General features: G+C 63.5%; 18 protein-coding genes and 1 tRNA gene. 4 read left to right on the top strand and 15 right to left on the bottom strand.

Going from position 1 to position 15,761, the window contains the following annotated elements:
* Window positions 1-57: 57 nt before the first annotated feature.
* Both C662_RS02220 and C662_RS02215 read right to left on the bottom strand, forming a co-directional pair.
* Entirely contained in the window at window positions 58-993 is a 936-nt protein-coding gene (locus C662_RS02220; protein WP_002924435.1) for a hypothetical protein, read from the bottom strand.
* 49 nt (window positions 994-1,042) lie between these two features.
* Window positions 1,043-1,825, bottom strand: coding sequence for a sulfite exporter TauE/SafE family protein (locus C662_RS02215; protein ID WP_002924434.1), 783 nt, complete (start codon window positions 1,823-1,825; stop codon window positions 1,043-1,045).
* 320 nt (window positions 1,826-2,145) lie between these two features.
* On the opposite strand from C662_RS02215, the gene C662_RS02210 reads away from it, so the two are divergent.
* A tRNA-Thr gene (locus C662_RS02210) sits at window positions 2,146-2,221 on the top strand.
* Window positions 2,222-2,359: 138 nt separating this feature from the next.
* Here the strand turns inward: C662_RS02210 and C662_RS19740 are convergent.
* The 13 genes from C662_RS19740 to C662_RS02150 all read right to left on the bottom strand — a co-directional run bounded on the left by C662_RS19740 (window position 2,360) and on the right by C662_RS02150 (window position 11,463).
* Complete coding sequence (locus tag C662_RS19740) at window positions 2,360-3,247, bottom strand: hypothetical protein (RefSeq protein WP_157354443.1); 888 nt, start codon at window positions 3,245-3,247, stop codon at window positions 2,360-2,362.
* Window positions 3,248-3,429: 182 nt separating this feature from the next.
* Window positions 3,430-5,229 carry a phage major capsid protein gene (locus tag C662_RS02200; protein WP_157354441.1) on the bottom strand — a complete coding sequence of 600 codons (1,800 nt, stop codon included), beginning with the start codon at window positions 5,227-5,229 and terminating at the stop codon, window positions 3,430-3,432.
* A gap of 13 nt (window positions 5,230-5,242) precedes the next feature.
* Entirely contained in the window at window positions 5,243-5,416 is a 174-nt protein-coding gene (locus C662_RS20230) for a hypothetical protein (RefSeq protein ID WP_157354439.1), read from the bottom strand.
* A 93-nt stretch (window positions 5,417-5,509) separates the two neighbouring features.
* Window positions 5,510-5,830, bottom strand: coding sequence for a hypothetical protein (locus C662_RS02195; RefSeq protein WP_157354437.1), 321 nt, complete (start codon window positions 5,828-5,830; stop codon window positions 5,510-5,512).
* A gap of 187 nt (window positions 5,831-6,017) precedes the next feature.
* Window positions 6,018-6,332, bottom strand: a complete 315-nt coding sequence (locus C662_RS02190; RefSeq protein WP_002924429.1) for a hypothetical protein — start codon at window positions 6,330-6,332, stop codon at window positions 6,018-6,020.
* Window positions 6,333-6,533: 201 nt separating this feature from the next.
* The gene (locus C662_RS02185; RefSeq protein WP_002924428.1) at window positions 6,534-7,913 is read right to left on the bottom strand and encodes a DNA primase family protein; all 1,380 of its coding nucleotides are present in this window, start codon (window positions 7,911-7,913) and stop codon (window positions 6,534-6,536) included.
* On the bottom strand, window positions 7,910-8,281 hold the full coding sequence (locus tag C662_RS02180) for a hypothetical protein (RefSeq protein ID WP_002924427.1): 372 nt from the start codon (window positions 8,279-8,281) through the stop codon (window positions 7,910-7,912). The genes C662_RS02185 and C662_RS02180 overlap by 4 nt, the downstream gene beginning before the upstream one ends.
* 40 nt (window positions 8,282-8,321) lie before the next feature.
* A complete protein-coding gene (locus C662_RS02175) occupies window positions 8,322-8,510 on the bottom strand; it encodes a hypothetical protein (RefSeq protein WP_002924426.1) in 189 nt (62 codons plus the stop codon).
* A 91-nt stretch (window positions 8,511-8,601) separates the two neighbouring features.
* Window positions 8,602-9,048 (bottom strand): hypothetical protein, encoded by a 447-nt coding sequence (locus C662_RS02170; protein ID WP_037984016.1) that lies wholly within the window; start codon window positions 9,046-9,048, stop codon window positions 8,602-8,604.
* A 95-nt stretch (window positions 9,049-9,143) separates the two neighbouring features.
* On the bottom strand, window positions 9,144-9,341 hold the full coding sequence (locus C662_RS02165; RefSeq protein WP_002924417.1) for a hypothetical protein: 198 nt from the start codon (window positions 9,339-9,341) through the stop codon (window positions 9,144-9,146).
* A gap of 2 nt (window positions 9,342-9,343) precedes the next feature.
* Window positions 9,344-9,541, bottom strand: coding sequence for a hypothetical protein (locus C662_RS02160; protein WP_002924416.1), 198 nt, complete (start codon window positions 9,539-9,541; stop codon window positions 9,344-9,346).
* A gap of 82 nt (window positions 9,542-9,623) precedes the next feature.
* Window positions 9,624-10,961 carry a tyrosine-type recombinase/integrase gene (locus tag C662_RS02155; protein ID WP_037984013.1) on the bottom strand — a complete coding sequence of 446 codons (1,338 nt, stop codon included), beginning with the start codon at window positions 10,959-10,961 and terminating at the stop codon, window positions 9,624-9,626.
* A gap of 265 nt (window positions 10,962-11,226) precedes the next feature.
* Window positions 11,227-11,463, bottom strand: a complete 237-nt coding sequence (locus tag C662_RS02150) for a hypothetical protein (RefSeq protein WP_002924413.1) — start codon at window positions 11,461-11,463, stop codon at window positions 11,227-11,229.
* A gap of 168 nt (window positions 11,464-11,631) precedes the next feature.
* Between C662_RS02150 and C662_RS02145 the strand changes: the two genes are divergently transcribed.
* The 3 genes from C662_RS02145 to C662_RS02135 all read left to right on the top strand — a co-directional run bounded on the left by C662_RS02145 (window position 11,632) and on the right by C662_RS02135 (window position 15,744).
* On the top strand, window positions 11,632-12,171 hold the full coding sequence (locus tag C662_RS02145; RefSeq protein WP_332307092.1) for a glycine cleavage system protein R: 540 nt from the start codon (window positions 11,632-11,634) through the stop codon (window positions 12,169-12,171).
* A gap of 147 nt (window positions 12,172-12,318) precedes the next feature.
* Window positions 12,319-13,086 carry a 3-hydroxyacyl-CoA dehydrogenase gene (locus C662_RS02140; RefSeq protein WP_002924411.1) on the top strand — a complete coding sequence of 256 codons (768 nt, stop codon included), beginning with the start codon at window positions 12,319-12,321 and terminating at the stop codon, window positions 13,084-13,086.
* Between the two features lie 168 nt (window positions 13,087-13,254).
* Window positions 13,255-15,744 (top strand): heavy metal translocating P-type ATPase, encoded by a 2,490-nt coding sequence (locus C662_RS02135; RefSeq protein WP_002924410.1) that lies wholly within the window; start codon window positions 13,255-13,257, stop codon window positions 15,742-15,744.
* Window positions 15,745-15,761: the final 17 nt, after the last annotated feature.

The raw sequence follows: 15,761 nt of genomic DNA, 5'->3' as shown, positions 1-15,761 counted from the left end.
GTGGTGACTGTCGAGTGGGCTGCGAGGGGGCGGGCGTCGGTGTAACGCCCAAGCCTACTACAGTAGCCCGTGGCCGATCGTACGCACTGCAATGCCGACGACTGCGCCGAGCGCGGCAGGCTTCCATACCGCCGCCACCCGGCGTCCTGCCGAGATCAGGACGGCCACGCCGGCCACATCGAAGGGGTGGATCAGGAAGCCAGCACTCGCGTTCAGGGTCGCGACGGAGGTGCCGCCGCTCTTGAGCATCTCATCCATGACGCCCATCATCGCCGTGCCCCCAGCGATGTATTTCGTGAGCGTGAGCAGTATGAGCGCCGGGTCGAGATCGAACAGGCGCAGCAGCGGTGTGAGCAGGCTGGTCAGCAGATCGATGCCACCGCTGGCGCGCAGCGCCATCACGGCCACGAGGGCGAGGACCAGCATCGGAATGGCGCCGATCGAAATCTTGAAGGCCTCGGCGCCAGCGCGGTTGATGACGTCTAGCACGCCCTTGGTGTCGTCGGCGACGGGGTGGCGCAGTGTCTCGTCTAGGGGGCCTTCGATGCTCGAAAGACCGCGCCCGAAGACATGGTAGGTCGCCGCCGCGGCCGCCAGGCCGCCGACGCAGGACAGCAGCAGTGCTGGTCCGAAGGAGAGCCCCATCGCCGCCATCGGGAAGGTGACATTGGCTTGCGCCATGGCCATCACCATCGCCAGTGTGGCTGCAAGGTGGCGGTCGGAGGCCCCACGGCCCTCCATCATGGCCAGCGTGGCGACCGGCGCGGCGAAGCTGACGAAGTTGATCTGCAGGGCTGCGAACACGCCTAGCCCGGTCAAGCCCGCCGGGCGCAGCAGGGGAGCCAGGCGTGCGACCACCCAGTCGATTGCGCCGCGCGCCTCCAGCATGCGCATCAGCGACAGCATCACCACCATGATCGGCAGCAGCACGAAGAGCGCGAGCTCCACGGCCGAACGACCGGCCTGGAGGATGATCTGGGTCAGCAGGTCCATATGCTGCGGCCGCTGTCGGTCAGGGGTGCGAGGAGGGAATGCATCGCGCTCAGGCCGACTTGCCGAAGTAGTAGAGCGTGAGCAGGCCACCGACGGCGATGATGAAGCGCCGCAGCCAGATTGCCGGCAACCGGCGTGCCATGGTGGCGCCCCAGTATCCACCCAGCGTGGCGGTGAGCAGCATGATCACCGTGTGCGGCCAGGAGACGGCATTGGCGAGCACGAAGGTTGCGACCGCGACGCTGTAGATGATTGCCGACAGCCAGTTCTTCAGCGCGTTGATCTCGTGTACGTCCTTGAAGCCCTGGATGGCGAGCGCGGCGATCATGAGGATGCCCATGCCGGCACCGAAGAAGCCGCCGTAGATCGACACCAGGAGCTGGAACACATAGCCGCCTGGGCCGATGTGGCGTTCATCTCGTCCGGCCGGCGCAGGTTTCCATCTCTGCACCAGCGTTGAGATCTGGCTGCTGAAGGCGAACAGCACCGTCGCCAGCAGCAACAGCCAGGGGATGAGCGCGGAGAAGGCCGCATTCGAGGTCTGCAACAGCAGCAGCCCGCCGCCGATACCACCCAAGAAGGCAACCACGGACAGTGCCGGCAGGCTCCTGGAGAAGCGCTTGAGTTCGCGACGGAAGGCCCAGGCGCCGGCCAGGCTGCCCGGCCATAGCGAGACCGAGTTGCTGGCGTTGGCCATTACGGGTGGCACGCCGACGGCAAGCAGTGCAGGAAAGGAGAAGAATGTACCGCCGCCTGCAACGGAGTTGACTGCGCCGGCTGCAAACGCGGCAACGCCGATGAGGACGATGTCAAGGAAGTCGAGGCCGAGCATGAGGGGCGTCTTGGAGGGCAGGCTGCGAGGTGCAGTGCGGCGGTGGCGCTGCGACAGCGTGGGGTGGGCCCGTGGTGTTGCGCGAGCTGCCGCGGAGTCAGATGCCCCGCGGCGCCGCGTTCTGGTTCGGGCTGTCTCCTCCGCCCCGAATTGCCGCGAAGTTTAGTCGACTCCCGATATAAACAGAAGATGCGGCCAAAAGTTTTTTGTATTGACGCGCGTCTTCCGGCGGGGCATCCCATGCCGGACCGTTCGGTGCGACGCGATCGCTAGCGCATGGTTGCCGTTGTGTGGGGCCTGTTGTATGATGCGCGCCCTTAGCCGGTGTAGCTCAGTTGGTAGAGCAGCGCATTCGTAATGCGAAGGTCGGGGGTTCGACTCCTCTCACCGGCACCAGTAAATTCAAGCACTTAGGTCAATTCTTTGGGGTTGGCCTTTTTGCTTTTAGGTGCCTGTGTACTTCAGGTGTACCAATTCTGCTGGTTTGCTAGACGCCCCAAAGTGGGCAACTTGCCACTCTGCGCTGGCGAGGGCCTACCGCGAACCGGACCGCGGCGGATATTTCGTCTTTGCCCTTTCCACGGCCGCGGCCAAGAGTACGGGGAATCGCTGGTCTACGATGCGGCCCGCCATCGCCGGCAGGTCGATCACCTTTTTGTACTCTGCTGAGTCAACGAAAAGAAACATCGGTTCGAGCGTTGAACCACGCATGCCCTTCTCGGATTTCCAGATGCCGGGGGCAAGGTGCGCTGCCCGGCCATCGGAGTTGCCAGGCGCTTTGAAGAAGTAGCGTGTCTGTGTAGCTCTCGCGCCTCTTCCGCTCGCGACTTGCATACCGCTCTTGAGTGCGCCAAGCACCTCTGCTACTTGGCGTCTGCTGGGGTTGCCAAGGCGGTCCAGTTTCATCCCTGTGCCTGGTACAGCATGCCAGCCGGCCGGAAGAACTCCCATGGCCTGCATCACGCGCTCCATCGGCTTGTAACCGCGTGCTCCTCCCGCAAAGTGTTCTCGCACATAGGCGGCCGGCGCGACGCGCCCTCGATTGAGATCCCGGATTCCCGCCCAGATGTGCGGGCTTGCGAACGTATTCAGGGGCGCGAACGTGCTGAACGGTGAGTTCTGAATGAACGGTGAGACGCCGTCAAACACGCCTGGTAGCCTGTCTTTGAGCTCGTGCTTTACGTCTTTGCCGATCTCGTTCAGGGTTTGAGGTAGTGCATATGCCATATGTCGGGCTGATATGTCCCGTAGGTCCTTAAGAACCTCAGCCTCGTTGTGTTCGAACAGAATGCGCAGGTTCAGCTTCCCGCCTCTGTCCAAGACACTGCGGACAGCAGCGCGGGCCGCCATCTGAACGCCTGCGCGGATCACGGTCGATGCCGCTGCACGGATAATGCCGCCAAGAAGAAGAGGGGCTGCCACTGTTGAATCCTCAGATGTTGCCCATTCGATGGGGTGACACCTTATCCACTCGGCCTATCGAGCGCCCCCTCTGGTGTCGTGCCTTTCGGCGGGGTGCGGATCATAGGGACACCTCTTCCCGGACACAAGCCGGGGAACGAACGCGCGCTATGATCCGCTCCTCACGCGCGCCGGAGCGAAGGTCAGGGTGTGGTTTGGGCGTCCTTGGTCACAGCGAAGCTGGCGGTACGTCGGATCGCCATGTCGACATCGAGCGCGGCAGTTACCGCAATCACGCCGTTTTGTGCGTTGGTGTAGGGGTCGACAATGATGTCCAGGCCACCCCACTGCCCCAGGATGAGGTCAGACCAGCGGCCGAAGATCATCGCGGAAAGCCCGGTCCCACTACCCTTCGTCAGCGTGCTGGGCGCGTTGTTCGAGGCGAGGCCAAGATAGCCGTTGACGATGCCTTCTCCAGGTTTGCGACCGTTCTCCCAAAGGAAGCCGGCGCCCGCATCACCCGGCACCTTCAGCGTGCCCTTCATCTTCCGACGCAGGGCGTGAGACGTGACATAGACGCAGGTCTCGGTAACGGCATTACCCAGCCACAAGGCCTCTTCCAATTGCAGGAGGTGATCCCAGGTGATCAGGCCGCCGTTCGTCCCGACGGCGACTGACGACACGCCTACCGTGTTCAGAATCCCCGTGGGCTGCTTGCTACCCCCGGTGCCGTTGATCGCTGCTTTGTCCACCGCCTCGGCGATCTCTTCCGCAATGTCGCGCTTGAGCAGCAGCTCGATATCGGGTGACGACTGAAGCAGCAGCCGGCGTGTGTAGCGGGCGTGGGCAGCGCACGTGTGTGGGCTCATCTCCACTTGCGAGAGCGTCATGGCACTCTGGGTGATGAACTCTTGTTCATCCACCCAGAACGGAGCGGTGCTGCCGCTCTTCCTCGGAATGGCAACGTCGCCGTGAAGCCCCTTCAGTTCCGTCGCTCCTGCAGCGATGACGACGCTGTTCTCGCGCAGCACGTCAATGAAGCTGCCCCCCATGTGTTCGACCGGGCGCAGTGCTTGCCCTTGGGAGGCGTACCCGACCGCCATCGTGCGTTGAGCGGTCAGAAGCTCCTGCGGGATGAAGAGCCCGCTCGGCTCACGGCCGAGTTTCTGTGCAACAGCGCGTGAGGCTTCGAGCTCGAGGCCGGCTTCGTTGCGATACTTCGCATCCGCTTGGGCGAGGATCGCACGGCGGAAGCTGTACTTCTCCACCTCGCGCGGGCTCAGGCCGATCTCACTCGACTCTGCCACTCGGATACGTCCATTGTCACGAATGCGCGAGAGGGCGAACTGACGGAAGGCGTCGAGGTTGGCGCCTTGGCTTTGACAGAAGTCACTGACATCGTGGTGGGGGATGTTGAACTGCTGGGCGATGGCGTTGATCTCGATCATCGCCTCCATGGTCTCGGCGCTCGATCGGTTCGCCGCACGGCGCTGAGAGCGCGACACCTGGTCGCGCGATTCTTGGACTTCATAATCGTTCATGATGGGAGTTCCTTTGAAGCTGCGGCCAATGCCAACGGTCGGGTCAGCGGGCACGCTAACGAGAGAGGCCTCATATGGCATCCAACGGGTGACGCGGTAGTCATCACCATCCTGTTTGCCTTCGAGGATTTGATAGCCGATGCTGATGCTGCGCAGTACGCCTGCTTTCACGTCTTCCCAGGCATCAAGGGCGCGCGACCCGCCACCAAAACGCAGGACACCGCGAAGCTTCCCACCGGATAGGTGAACGTTCTCGATGATCCCTACGGGCGTGCTGCTTGAGTCGTGCGACGTGAGGAGTGGTAGCGGACAGCGCGACAGGTCGACGGCCGAAGGTGTGTGCACGAGGATCTCGTTTCCCAGGCCCGGCCTTGTCACTGGCGTTTCGCTCGACAGACTCGCTTCAACGGTGCGCGCGGCATCGTCTCTGCGTTCGAGCGTTATCACGCGGTATTGCTGCATGATCAGTCCTTTGTCATGCCGGCCACGCATAGAAAAAGCGCAGGACCGGCCACATGAATACACTGCCCCTTTGGGCAGCATTCCACGCTTTGACCAGTTCCCGCGCCTTGCGGTAACTCCCGCTTTCCGGATCACCCAGCAGCACAAGAGCAAGCGCGAAGCCGTTGAACTCTATGCCGCTGAGCATCGACGGAAGCTCAAACGTGTGCATACGGTAGCGGGGCGGGCGTGGCAAAACTAGGCAAGAAAGTTCCGCCGACGCTCCGGAGCACGGCGGTCGTCAAGGGAGCGCATCATCATCCGCCCAGGCCGGCACCTCGAATAGCAGCTCATCGCCGTCGACCAACTCGTCTGCGTAGCTCGCCCACGTTACAAGCAACAGTCCAGCGAAGCGCCGCGCCTGGTCGTCGCTGGCCTGAATCCCTGCCTCGTGCAGCACTGCGGACAGGGCTAGCGGGTCGAAGATGGGCCAGAACGCCGAACGGCACAGGAAGGCGCACAAGACGTTATGCACCGCCTCCAGCGGGTCGATAAGCGGCTGTCCAGCATGGTGCGCCACCAAGGACTTCTGCTTCATCCACGCCGGGTTCAGATGCTCCATGCGCCATGCTGCAGCAGCCTCAACGTCTTCCGCCGGCATGCCGCGAGCAACTAGCTTCGAAACTTGTCCCTTGCTGAGCCCGAGAGCCTGGGCGAGTTCTGTTTGTGTTATAGGCATTTCCTATTTCCTGTTTCCAGTTTGATAGTTATCGTAACTGATTGAAAAGTGCGGTCGCGATTACCCGCGTTCAATTCGGCCAGGAAGGACCCGCAGGCTTTTGTCCGTCGAACTCGAACTGAAGCCCTTGCTCGGTGGCCCACCGGCGATGCTCAAGAAATAGCGTTCGCGTTATCCGCTCTAGCGCCACGAGCGCTATACCGGCCTCGCACAGCTCTTCATCGGCCTGGTCGAAATTCACGGTTCGCACATGCTCCTGAATCCGATAAACCAGCCCTGCAGCAATCCCGAGATGTGCCACGATCTCGGCGAAGGTTTGCCCCTCGATCTGGACCAATAGTTCGGGCGTCGTGCAGCGAACGCCGAGTACGTCGGATGGTGTCATATGCAAATCTCCTTATCAGATGGTTGCTGCGGTCCTTGCTTGGCGCTGATCGAAGGGACAGCGCAGGTATTGCGAGTGTTTTCAGTAGGGGGTGAGTCCATGTGTGTGTGCGGGTGGCGCGTACGTGATGCCCTTTTTGGTCCTCCCTATAAGCTAGGGGGGGGTGCAAAACACTCGCAATCTATGCAGGCGCCTTGAACATCACGCCTTCAGACTCACCCCCTTGATGACTTGATAGTTCTCGCGAGACTTGAAGATGGTCACGCCCAGGCGGCCGGCACCATCAGCAACGGCCTCATAGAAGCCAGTGCGCCCCAGCGGCTTCACGCCCTCGGTGCTCGCCCACTTGCGGTAGCTTTCGAACACCAGCGCTGCAGCTTGCTCGTGGCTGTTGCCCGTCGTGCAGTACTCGACATCCATCAGGAACTGCAATGCGCTGTTGTTCGCGCTGCGCCAGGTCTCGATCAGGCGGGAATGCTGGGGCGTCTCTGGCAGGCTCCCGCGCTGCGCCAGCTTTGCCGCACCGTCGAGCAGCCAGCCCAGGACCGCGCCGGATTCCTCGGCGGTGATGCGTTCGGCAAGGCCGGTGATCTCGCTCCCTACGGGGATCGGATTGGAGAACTCCACGATGCGCCAGCGGCGAAAGAAGGCGTCCGACTTGTCGCGCGTCGGCGGCAGGCGGTTACAGTTGAAGATGTGCGCGGCCTCGCACACGAACGAAAATGGGCGGTGTGTCGGGTGCCGGCCTTCCACCACGTCGCCACCCGTCACCGCCTTGAAGGGGCCGCCAGGGATCGGCGTGTGGGGGTCGAGTTCGCCCACAATGTTCAGGGTCTTGCCGGCGAGGGCGGCCACGTAGTATTCGCTCGCCCAATTCTGCGGACTGGTCGCGCCGATCACGTCGAGCGGAAAGAGCGCGCGGAAGATTTCGAGGATGGTCGACTTGCCGGTTGAGGTCTTGCCGTAGAGCAGCAGGGCGATACGGTGGCGCCACAGTTGCCGTGTGAGTGCGGCGCCGAGTCCCATTTGCAGCAGCTCGCGCTGGCCGTCACCATCGGCGCCAGGCCCGAAAGCGTTACGCAGGATGCCGAAGAAATGCGGGGCCTCTGCCTCGAATGCAGGCGTCTGCATGACTTGCATGCGTTGGCGGTGCTCGGGGGTGATCTGCTCGCTTCTGATCTCGCCTGATGCCGTCACGCGCCAGAACTGCCCATCTGCGGCGATACCAGCCGGGGCGCTCGAGAAGAATTCGGAGTCCTCGCACAACTGGCACAGGTGCCCGACGATCTGCCGGTAATCGGTCGCGCGCCGGCACAGCTTCTGCGTGCCGTAGCGGCTCGCCACGTCCACCTCGATGCGATCCTTCGGCCAGGGCTTCCACAACTGGTCGACAGGGTCGACGCGGTATGCGGTGCCCTGGTAGTGAATGGGAGGCCGGCCAGTCTCGTCGGTCACGGTATTGATGGTGTGCGCGGCGATCTCGTGCTGCGTGGCATCGTCGGCTAGCTCCGGTGCCCGCTTCTGGAGTCGGCGCACCGTTGCGGTGTTGTCCGCGACGGTCGGAAAGGCGGGGGCGTTCATAGCGATACTTCCACGCCTCGCGCGACCGACTTCACCCACCACGCGCGCCCGCCGCGCTCGGCGTCCAGCACGATCAGTCGCGCCGGCTGTGCAGCGAGGATCGCCACCAGCGCCGCGCGCAGACGGGCAGGCGGTGACAGCGAGCGCCAGAACATCACCACGGCGTCCAGATCGGCCAGGAAGTGGAAATCGAGCGCGGCCGGATCTTGATCCTTGGCGATGACGATCTGAGGCCACAGGACCAGCGCGGGGCGATCCTTCGGCGGCCAGCGGTCCAGGCGAGCAATAACGGTGTTACCTGCCGGCCGATGGCCACGGCGAAGCGCCTTCACCATGGCGCCAGCGTATGCGGGCAGCGCGGCATTCATTGCGTGCCCTTTTCTTTTCCGGTCATGGTCGGCGCCTCCCTCACTGCGCGACTTGAACGGCAGGGAAGGCGAGTCGGCCGTTCAGCAACTTCTTCGGCTTGATGCCGTAGTAGCTACCGAAGCGGCAGAGGCGAGCGCGGACTGATTGCGGCTTGATCTGGTTGAGGCGGGCGAATTCCTCACAGGAAAGGCGGAACTCGGTTTCTTCCGTGCTGTTATTCGGTTGCATCGCATCACCTTGATATGCGTTGAAGGTGATGCGTATTCAATACATCCTGGGTGCGGTTGTATTTCCAAACGTTAGACGAATGGTTTAGAAATCACTTGTCAGACGCTTTTGTAATGGCCTCGATTTCGTAGAACCACTGTTTCGCTCTACCTGCTGAAACATGGAACTCGTCCGCCAGGGTCTCCCATAAGGCATCGTCTTTTTTCATCCCTTCAGCATGAAGCGCACGCGCTCGGTACCACAAGCAGGAAATTCTGCTCATACCCGGGATGCCATGACACTTGCCTCGCCCGATTCGCTCTTTCTCTGCGGACTGGTTCCAGCGAGCAGGGCGTGAGACTTTCAGCGCATCGTCGAGGGTGCGGGATTCGGCGGATTCGTATCGCTCCAGCGCTTCCCGTAGTGCCCAGTACGCCTCATAGGGGGCGGGAATGCCGTACTGCGCAGCGCGCATCAGCGTGCGCAGCAAATCAAGGCCGTTCCCTGTCTCCTCGAAGCGCTCAAATGCGTCTTGAACATCGTCTTCAAAAGCGGTCATCGCCCACCTATGCAGCGCCCTGGTTGAAGGTGCCGCCCCAAGCCGGCCAGGCATCCGGCTTTTCCTCCCGTTGGAGTAGGGGCGGCATGGCCCGGTCAAGGTACCTCAGTATTCACACTTGCTGCCCGGTCGGCTTCGTCAATGATCCCGCAGGCGTGCCGCTCGAAAATCTCGGCAGCGTGCCGCGCGGCGGTGGCGTCGCAGTGCTCGATGATGCACCGCATCGCGGCGAATGCCGACGCCAGGCTATCGAGGTCGTCACGCGGCACCGTTACTGTGCTCTCTGCATCCATGACTATGCTCCTTCAGTGGCGGCCAGCGCGGCGCGGGCCTGTGTGAGGTAGCGCTCAACACCATCCAGTAGCGCGAGCACTTCGGCGGCATCGGGCCTGAAGGTGGACAGCGCCTCGGCGCCCAGAATGCAGGCGACAGCGCTCTTCAGCGCGTCAGTCAGTGCGCACGGTGCTGGGGTGTTAAGGTGATGGTCAGCCATGATTCGATCTCCTGTCGATCGGGTGGTGGTCAGGGAGGCCGGTCGCTGCAACGGCCGGTTCTCCCTCTCTTGCCTGAATCCGTCAGGCCGCGGTTTTGCTCCTGCGGCGCAGCTGCCGCACGTTGCCTGCAGGTTTGATGCCCTTCTCGATCTCGTCCAGGCGGCGTTCCCAGGCGATCAGCGCAGCGCGCTTCTCGTCCGCGTAGCCGTGCCTGTCGTAGTGCTGATCCTGCACGCCACCTATGCCATGACTCAGCAGTTGTGCGCGGGTGTCCCGACTGATGCCCATTCCGGCCAGCATGGTTTCCGCGGTACGGCGCACGTCGAGCAGGTTGAACGGCACCATCTTTTCATCGCGGACGATCTCCACCACGCGCTTCCCGGGGGTCGTCTCTGCCATCGGCCGGGTTCCGAAAGACGAAAACAGCAGGCCGGCCGGGGTGGACTTGGCCTTCTCTGCCAGGGGCGCGACCAGCGCGGCGCACTTGGGGCCAAGGGGCAATAGGTGTTCCCGCGCGCTCGTGCGCCGGCCTTTGGGGTCGAACAGGCGCAAAGTCCGGGTCGCTGGGTCGTAGTCGGCGGCGGTAGCGCGCAACAGTTGCGCCATGCGTTGCCCACCAGAGAACAGCGCCACCTTCAGCGCCATGTCGACGGGATCGTCCCCCAGGGCCTTGATGTAGGTGCGGAGTTCTTCCGCGCTCAGGGTGCGGTTTCGGACGTTGCCGGGGATGGTGGCGATTGGCTCTACCGGGTTAGTGGTCACGTTGAAGGCGATCAGCGCGGCGGGAAGCTTTGCATCGAAGGGGGCGCGGCGGGCAGCGTTGAATGCCGCGCTCAGGTAGCTGCGGACGGTTGCGGCGGTCGCGTCCTTGCCGGCCTCGATCACGCGGCGGACGATCTGCGCGACGTGGTGCGGGGTGATCTCCGATGCGGGCAGGGCGGCGATATCGGGCTTGGCCTCGATGACGTGCCGCTTGAAGGCCGAGCGGGCAGAGGCGGCACCGCGGCGGCGGTCCCTCGTGGCGAGGTGGTCGACATAGGTGTCGCACAGCGCGCGCAGGGTGTACTTCTGCCGTTCGGCGGCGGCGGTGCGCTCGGCCTCGGCGCGGACCTTCTCGGCTTCCTGTGCGGCGAGGCGTGCGGCCTTCTCTTCCCGCGGGTCGGCGCCCCGGTCGACCTGCAGTTGCAGGCGGCGGGCTTCCTCGCGCGCCTTGTCGATGTCCCAGGCGCGCACGTCGCCTATCGTGGTGCGGATCGTGCGGCCGTCGAGTAGCTGCGCCTGAAAGATAAAGCTCTTCGAACCAGCCGTCGCGCGCACTGCGAGGCCGGGGGCGTCGGTGTCGCGTAGGAACGCTTGAGACTTCCCAGGGGGCAAAGTGAGGTCCCTGATTCGCCCTGCCGTGATCTTCGCTTTTGCCATGAGTCGGCGCCCGTGTACCGTTGGTGTACGGGAATCATGGCACGCAAGCGAACACAGATCAACAATCTAATAACTAGAAAGTGTTGATTTGTATGTAGAAATGCGGAATCGCCTGTTGATCTGGATTCGCTAGAATTGATAGAAAATCCCATTCGTAATGCGAAGGTCGGGGGTTCGACTCCTCTCACCGGCACCAGTGATTCAGGCAAAAGGCCAGCCCCATGGGGCTGGCCTTTTGCCTTCATGCGTCTGTGGTCCCTTGTTTTCAGGCAGTCTGGCCGTGGAACAGGCGAAGCAGGCTGTTGAAGGCCTGTGCGCTCACGCTCGGGTCGTAGCGTGCGAAAAGCGCCTGCTGGCGCTTGCGCATGTCCGGCGGCAGGGTGTCGAGGATATGCTCGCGCTCGGCAAGAATCTCTGCGCACATCCGTTCGGTCACGAACAGGAATGCGATTGGTTGGTAAAGTCCATCACCCTTGCGGGCATGGAACTGCGGCACCTTCATTCGGGGGTCTCCTATGCATCCGTCGCCTGTGCGGCGACGCCTCCTTGCGCAGCGGCATCTATATCTGGTGCGCCGCTTGCGTTCATAATTATTGCAGTTCCCCTGGCCCGAGTATTGATATAGCGCAGATCACCATCAAGTGCTTGTGGGCCACGGGCTTTTGCAGCAATGCGCCGACGGAGAAATGGAATGAAGACGTCCCTGGTTCTGACCCTTATCGGCCCAGACCGTCCCGGTCTGGTTAATGCGGTTTCGCGGTGTGCCAGCGAGTGTGGTGCGAACTGGCTGGAGAGTCGAATGGCCCACCTGGCCGGGCAGTTCGCCGGCGTGGTGCGACTCGAGGTTGACGCAGGGCAGGTGGATAAGCTCGAGACCGCATTGCAAGCGCTCGAAGGGCAGGGGCTGCGCATCGCGGTTGCCCGTGGTGCTGCCGGCCCAGTTGCGAGTGTCCGCAAGGTCGGCCTGGATCTCGTCGGCCATGACCGGCCGGGTATCGTGCGCGATATCTCGGCGGTGCTGGCCCGGCATGGGGTCAGTATCGAGTCGCTCGAGACGGCCTGCGAAAGTGCGTCGATGAGTGGTGAGCCGCTGTTTCGCGCGCGTGCGGAGCTGGCTGTGCCGGCGACGCTGGAGCTTGGACCGGTGCGCTTGGATCTTGAGGCGCTCGCCAACGAGTTGATGGTCGATCTCGACTTCGCCGACGCATAGCGCGCGCGGGTGGGCGAGTGGCTTCCCGCGCCACGCTCTGATGTTGACGTTTACGTTAACGATAACTATGGTTCGCGCTGATGTCGGCAGCCGAGTCTTGCGCAGGCCGGGCCGAGTTCCAAGAACCCACTGAACAGGAGAAGTGCGATGCAGATCGAGAATGGCGTTTTCGTGGTGACCGGAGGTGGGTCGGGGCTGGGGGCTGCGACCGCTCGCATGTTGGTGGAGGCGGGCGCCAGGGTAGTGCTGGCCGATGTCAACCGCGAGGCGGGCGAAGCTCTGGCGACCGAGTTGGGCGCTGGGGCAGTGTTCGTGGCCACCGACGTCACCGACGCCGATAGTGCTCGCGCCGCGATCGATGCCGCCGGCGCGCGTTTTGGCCGGCTCACGGGCCTGGTCAACTGCGCAGGCGTTGCGCCTGCAGAAAAGGTGGTTGGCCGTGAAGGTGCTCACGCGCTCGACAGCTTTGCACGCACGGTGAACATCAATCTGGTGGGGACCTTCAACATGCTGCGCCTGGCCGCAGAGGTGATGAGCAAGTCCGAGCCCGATGCGGGTGGCGAGCGTGGCGTGATCATCAATACCGCCTCGGTTGCGGCTTTCGATGGCCAGATCGGACAAGCCGGCTATGCCTCGTCCAAGGCTGGTGTCGTCGGCTTGACGCTGCCCGTGGCGCGTGAGTTGTCTCGGTTTGGCATCCGTGTAATGGCGATTGCACCCGGCATCATGGAGACGCCGATGCTGATGGGCATGCCGCAGGAAGTCCAGGACGCGCTCGGCAAGATGGTGCCGTTCCCGTCGCGGCTTGGCCGGCCTGCCGAGTTCGCGGGCCTGGTCCGCCATATCATCGAGAATGCCTATCTCAACGGCGAAGTCATCCGTCTCGATGGGGCCATCCGCATGGCGGCAAAGTAAGCGCTGTCGGCTTCGGGCAGGCGGCGATGGGGGCGCGCTCAGGGCGCGCAGGCGGGCCTCGATGGTGCAGCGCAATGGCCCGAGCAGCGGGATTGTGATAAAAAAGCCTCTCCTTCCCCGACCGCCCCGGCTGGCGCTTCCCGCCGGGGCGGCTTTGTATCGCCGCCGATGACCTCTGCAGAACTGCCCGCCGCGGACGCCGCCGCACCCGATGTCGATTGCTATCACTGTGGCCTGCCGATTCCGGCCGAGACGCAGCATTACGTCAGGATCGAGGGGCGATCGCGGCGCATGTGTTGCGTTGGCTGCGAGGCGGTGGCGCAGTCGATCGTCGATAACGGTCTTGTAGATTACTACCGCCACCGCGATGCGATGCCCGAGTCGCGACGCGAGGCGATGCCGGTCGAACTGCAGGAGCTCGGCCTGTTCGACCACCCGGATTTCCAGAAGAGTTTCGTACGCCCGGTGGGTGAGCACGAGCGTGAGGCAGCCCTGATCCTCGAGGGCATCACATGTGCGGCCTGTGTATGGCTGAACGAAAACCATGTCGCCCGCCTGCCCGGGGTGTCAGCCATCGAGATCAACTATGCCACGCGGCGCGCGCGCGTGCGCTGGGACGAGCAGCGCATCAGGCTGTCCGACATCCTTGCCGCAATCCAGGCCATCGGTTATCGCGCCTACCCTTACGACGCCGAACGTTCGGAGCAGATCGCCAACAAGGAGCGGCGGTCGATGCTGTGGCGGGTCTTCGTGGCCGGCTTCGGCATGATGCAGGTCATGATGTACGCCTTCCCCGTCTATGTGGCGGGCGAGGGCGAGATGACCTGGGACATCGAGCTGCTGTTGCGCTGGGCCAGCCTCCTGCTCACCCTGCCGGTCGTGCTCTATTCGGCCGCGCCATTCTTCCAGCGCGCCTGGCGTGACATACGTCTGCGCCGCCTGGGCATGGACGTGCCGGTCGCGCTGGGTGTGGGCAGTGCATTTCTTGCCAGCCTGTGGGCCACGCTCACTGATGGTCCCGAGGTGTATTACGACTCGGTCACCATGTTCGTCTTCTTCCTTCTGGGTGGGCGTTACCTGGAGATGTTGGCAAGGCAGAAGGCGGTGCGCGGTGTGGAGGAGCTCGGTAAGGTGCTGCCATCCTTTGCCGAGCGGCTGGCCGGTTGGCCGCAGTCCGCAGCCAGCGAGCGCGTGCCGACGGCGCAGCTCGCGCCGGGTGACATCGTGCGCGTGCGGCCGGGCGAAGTCGTGCCCGCCGACGGTGTCGTGGTGGAGGGGGTTGGCGAGGTCAACGAGGCCTTGCTCACCGGCGAGAGCTTGCCCGTTGCCAAGCGCGTTGGCGCGCGGCTCACGGGTGGCAGCATCAATGTGTCCTCACCCTTGTTGCTGCGGGTCGAGCAAGTGGGTGACGCGACGCGCCTGGCGGCCATCCGTCAGTTGATGGAGCGGGCCGCGAGCGAGAAGCCCAAGCTTGCCACGCAGTCCGACAAGGTGGCCGGCTATTTCATCGTCACCTTGCTCGTGCTGGCGGGCATCACCGGTGTTGGCTGGTACTTCATCGATTCCGAGCGCGCGTTGTGGGTGTTCGTTTCCGTTCTGGTGGTGGCATGTCCGTGCGCCTTGTCGCTGGCGACACCGACCGCGCTCACCGTGGCCACCGATGCCCTCGCTCGAATGGGGGTGCTGGTGACGCGCGGGCATGCGATCGAGACCCTGGCTAATGCCAATCGGTTCGTGTTCGACAAGACCGGAACGCTGACCCATGGGCGCATGAGCCTGGAGCGTGTGTTGCCTCTCGGTGCCGCGGACGAGGCTGCCGTGCTGGCGATGGCTGCGGCGATCGAGCAGGGTTCCGAGCATCCGGTGGCGACCGGTCTGCGTGAGGCTGCCGCCGGGCTCGAGTTGCCGCTGGCAAGCGAAGTCGAAGCCGAGACCGGGCAAGGCATGCACGGGCTCATCGACGGCCAGACCGTGTTTATCGGTCGTCCCGAGTATGTTTCCGGCGCGACGGGGCTTGCAATGCCATCGGCACTCGAGGGTTTTGCGTCCGAGGGTGGAACCGTGATTGCGCTGGCATCGCGGTCGGGCTGGCTGGGCTTGTTCAGGCTGGCAGACAGCGTCCGTGAGGAGGCGGGGATGCTGATGCGCCGTCTCGCCGGCGAGCAGATCCCGACGAGTGTGCTGTCGGGTGATGCCCAGCCAGTGGTGGAATCCGTGGCTGGGGCGCTGGGTGTGCAGGATGCCCGCGGTGGCATGAGCCCGCAGGGCAAGCAGCAGGTAATCGCCGTCTTGCAGGAAGATGCTCGGGCCGTCGTCGCGATGGTGGGCGACGGCGTGAATGACGCCCCCGTGCTTGCGCAGGCCCACGTGTCGGTCGCCATGGGTGGGGGGACGGATCTGGCCCGCAACCAGGCTGACATCGTGCTTCTCAACGAGAATCTTGCCAGCCTCGGACGGGGTATCGACCTGTCGCGCAAGACCTTGAAGATCATTCGCCAGAACCTCTGGTGGTCGTTTACATACAACTTCACCTCCGTCCCGCTCGCAATGGCCGGGCTGGTGACGCCCTGGATGGCAGGGGTCGGCATGGCGGCGAGTTCGCTGCTCGTCGTTCTCAATGCGCTGCGCCTGCAGCGCGTGCCGCGGGGCCGAGCCTGAGGCTTGCATAGGAGAGC

Source organism: Thauera sp. 28, from assembly GCF_000310145.2.
In the GTDB taxonomy this organism is placed as follows: Bacteria; Pseudomonadota; Gammaproteobacteria; order Burkholderiales; family Rhodocyclaceae; genus Thauera; species Thauera mechernichensis.
Note: the sequence above shows the minus strand (reverse complement) of the source record. Positions and strands in the feature narration are given on the sequence as shown.

Excerpts from the sequence above, each read along its gene's own strand:
- C662_RS02220 (WP_002924435.1), bottom strand. The coding sequence starts at position 993 with ATGGACCTGCTGACCCAGATCATCCTCCAGGCCGGTCGTTCGGCCGTG.
- C662_RS02215 (WP_002924434.1), bottom strand. The coding sequence starts at position 1,825 with ATGCTCGGCCTCGACTTCCTTGACATCGTCCTCATCGGCGTTGCCGCG.
- C662_RS02200 (WP_157354441.1), bottom strand. The coding sequence starts at position 5,229 with ATGCAGCAATACCGCGTGATAACGCTCGAACGCAGAGACGATGCCGCG.
- C662_RS20230 (WP_157354439.1), bottom strand. The coding sequence starts at position 5,416 with ATGCTCAGCGGCATAGAGTTCAACGGCTTCGCGCTTGCTCTTGTGCTG.
- C662_RS02195 (WP_157354437.1), bottom strand. The coding sequence starts at position 5,830 with ATGGAGCATCTGAACCCGGCGTGGATGAAGCAGAAGTCCTTGGTGGCG.
- C662_RS02190 (WP_002924429.1), bottom strand. The coding sequence starts at position 6,332 with ATGACACCATCCGACGTACTCGGCGTTCGCTGCACGACGCCCGAACTA.
- C662_RS02185 (WP_002924428.1), bottom strand. The coding sequence starts at position 7,913 with ATGAACGCCCCCGCCTTTCCGACCGTCGCGGACAACACCGCAACGGTG.
- C662_RS02180 (WP_002924427.1), bottom strand. The coding sequence starts at position 8,281 with ATGAATGCCGCGCTGCCCGCATACGCTGGCGCCATGGTGAAGGCGCTT.
- C662_RS02175 (WP_002924426.1), bottom strand. The coding sequence starts at position 8,510 with ATGCAACCGAATAACAGCACGGAAGAAACCGAGTTCCGCCTTTCCTGT.
- C662_RS02170 (WP_037984016.1), bottom strand. The coding sequence starts at position 9,048 with ATGACCGCTTTTGAAGACGATGTTCAAGACGCATTTGAGCGCTTCGAG.
- C662_RS02165 (WP_002924417.1), bottom strand. The coding sequence starts at position 9,341 with ATGGATGCAGAGAGCACAGTAACGGTGCCGCGTGACGACCTCGATAGC.
- C662_RS02160 (WP_002924416.1), bottom strand. The coding sequence starts at position 9,541 with ATGGCTGACCATCACCTTAACACCCCAGCACCGTGCGCACTGACTGAC.
- C662_RS02155 (WP_037984013.1), bottom strand. The coding sequence starts at position 10,961 with ATGGCAAAAGCGAAGATCACGGCAGGGCGAATCAGGGACCTCACTTTG.
- C662_RS02150 (WP_002924413.1), bottom strand. The coding sequence starts at position 11,463 with ATGAAGGTGCCGCAGTTCCATGCCCGCAAGGGTGATGGACTTTACCAA.
- C662_RS02145 (WP_332307092.1), top strand. The coding sequence starts at position 11,632 with ATGCGCCGACGGAGAAATGGAATGAAGACGTCCCTGGTTCTGACCCTT.
- C662_RS02140 (WP_002924411.1), top strand. The coding sequence starts at position 12,319 with ATGCAGATCGAGAATGGCGTTTTCGTGGTGACCGGAGGTGGGTCGGGG.
- C662_RS02135 (WP_002924410.1), top strand. The coding sequence starts at position 13,255 with ATGACCTCTGCAGAACTGCCCGCCGCGGACGCCGCCGCACCCGATGTC.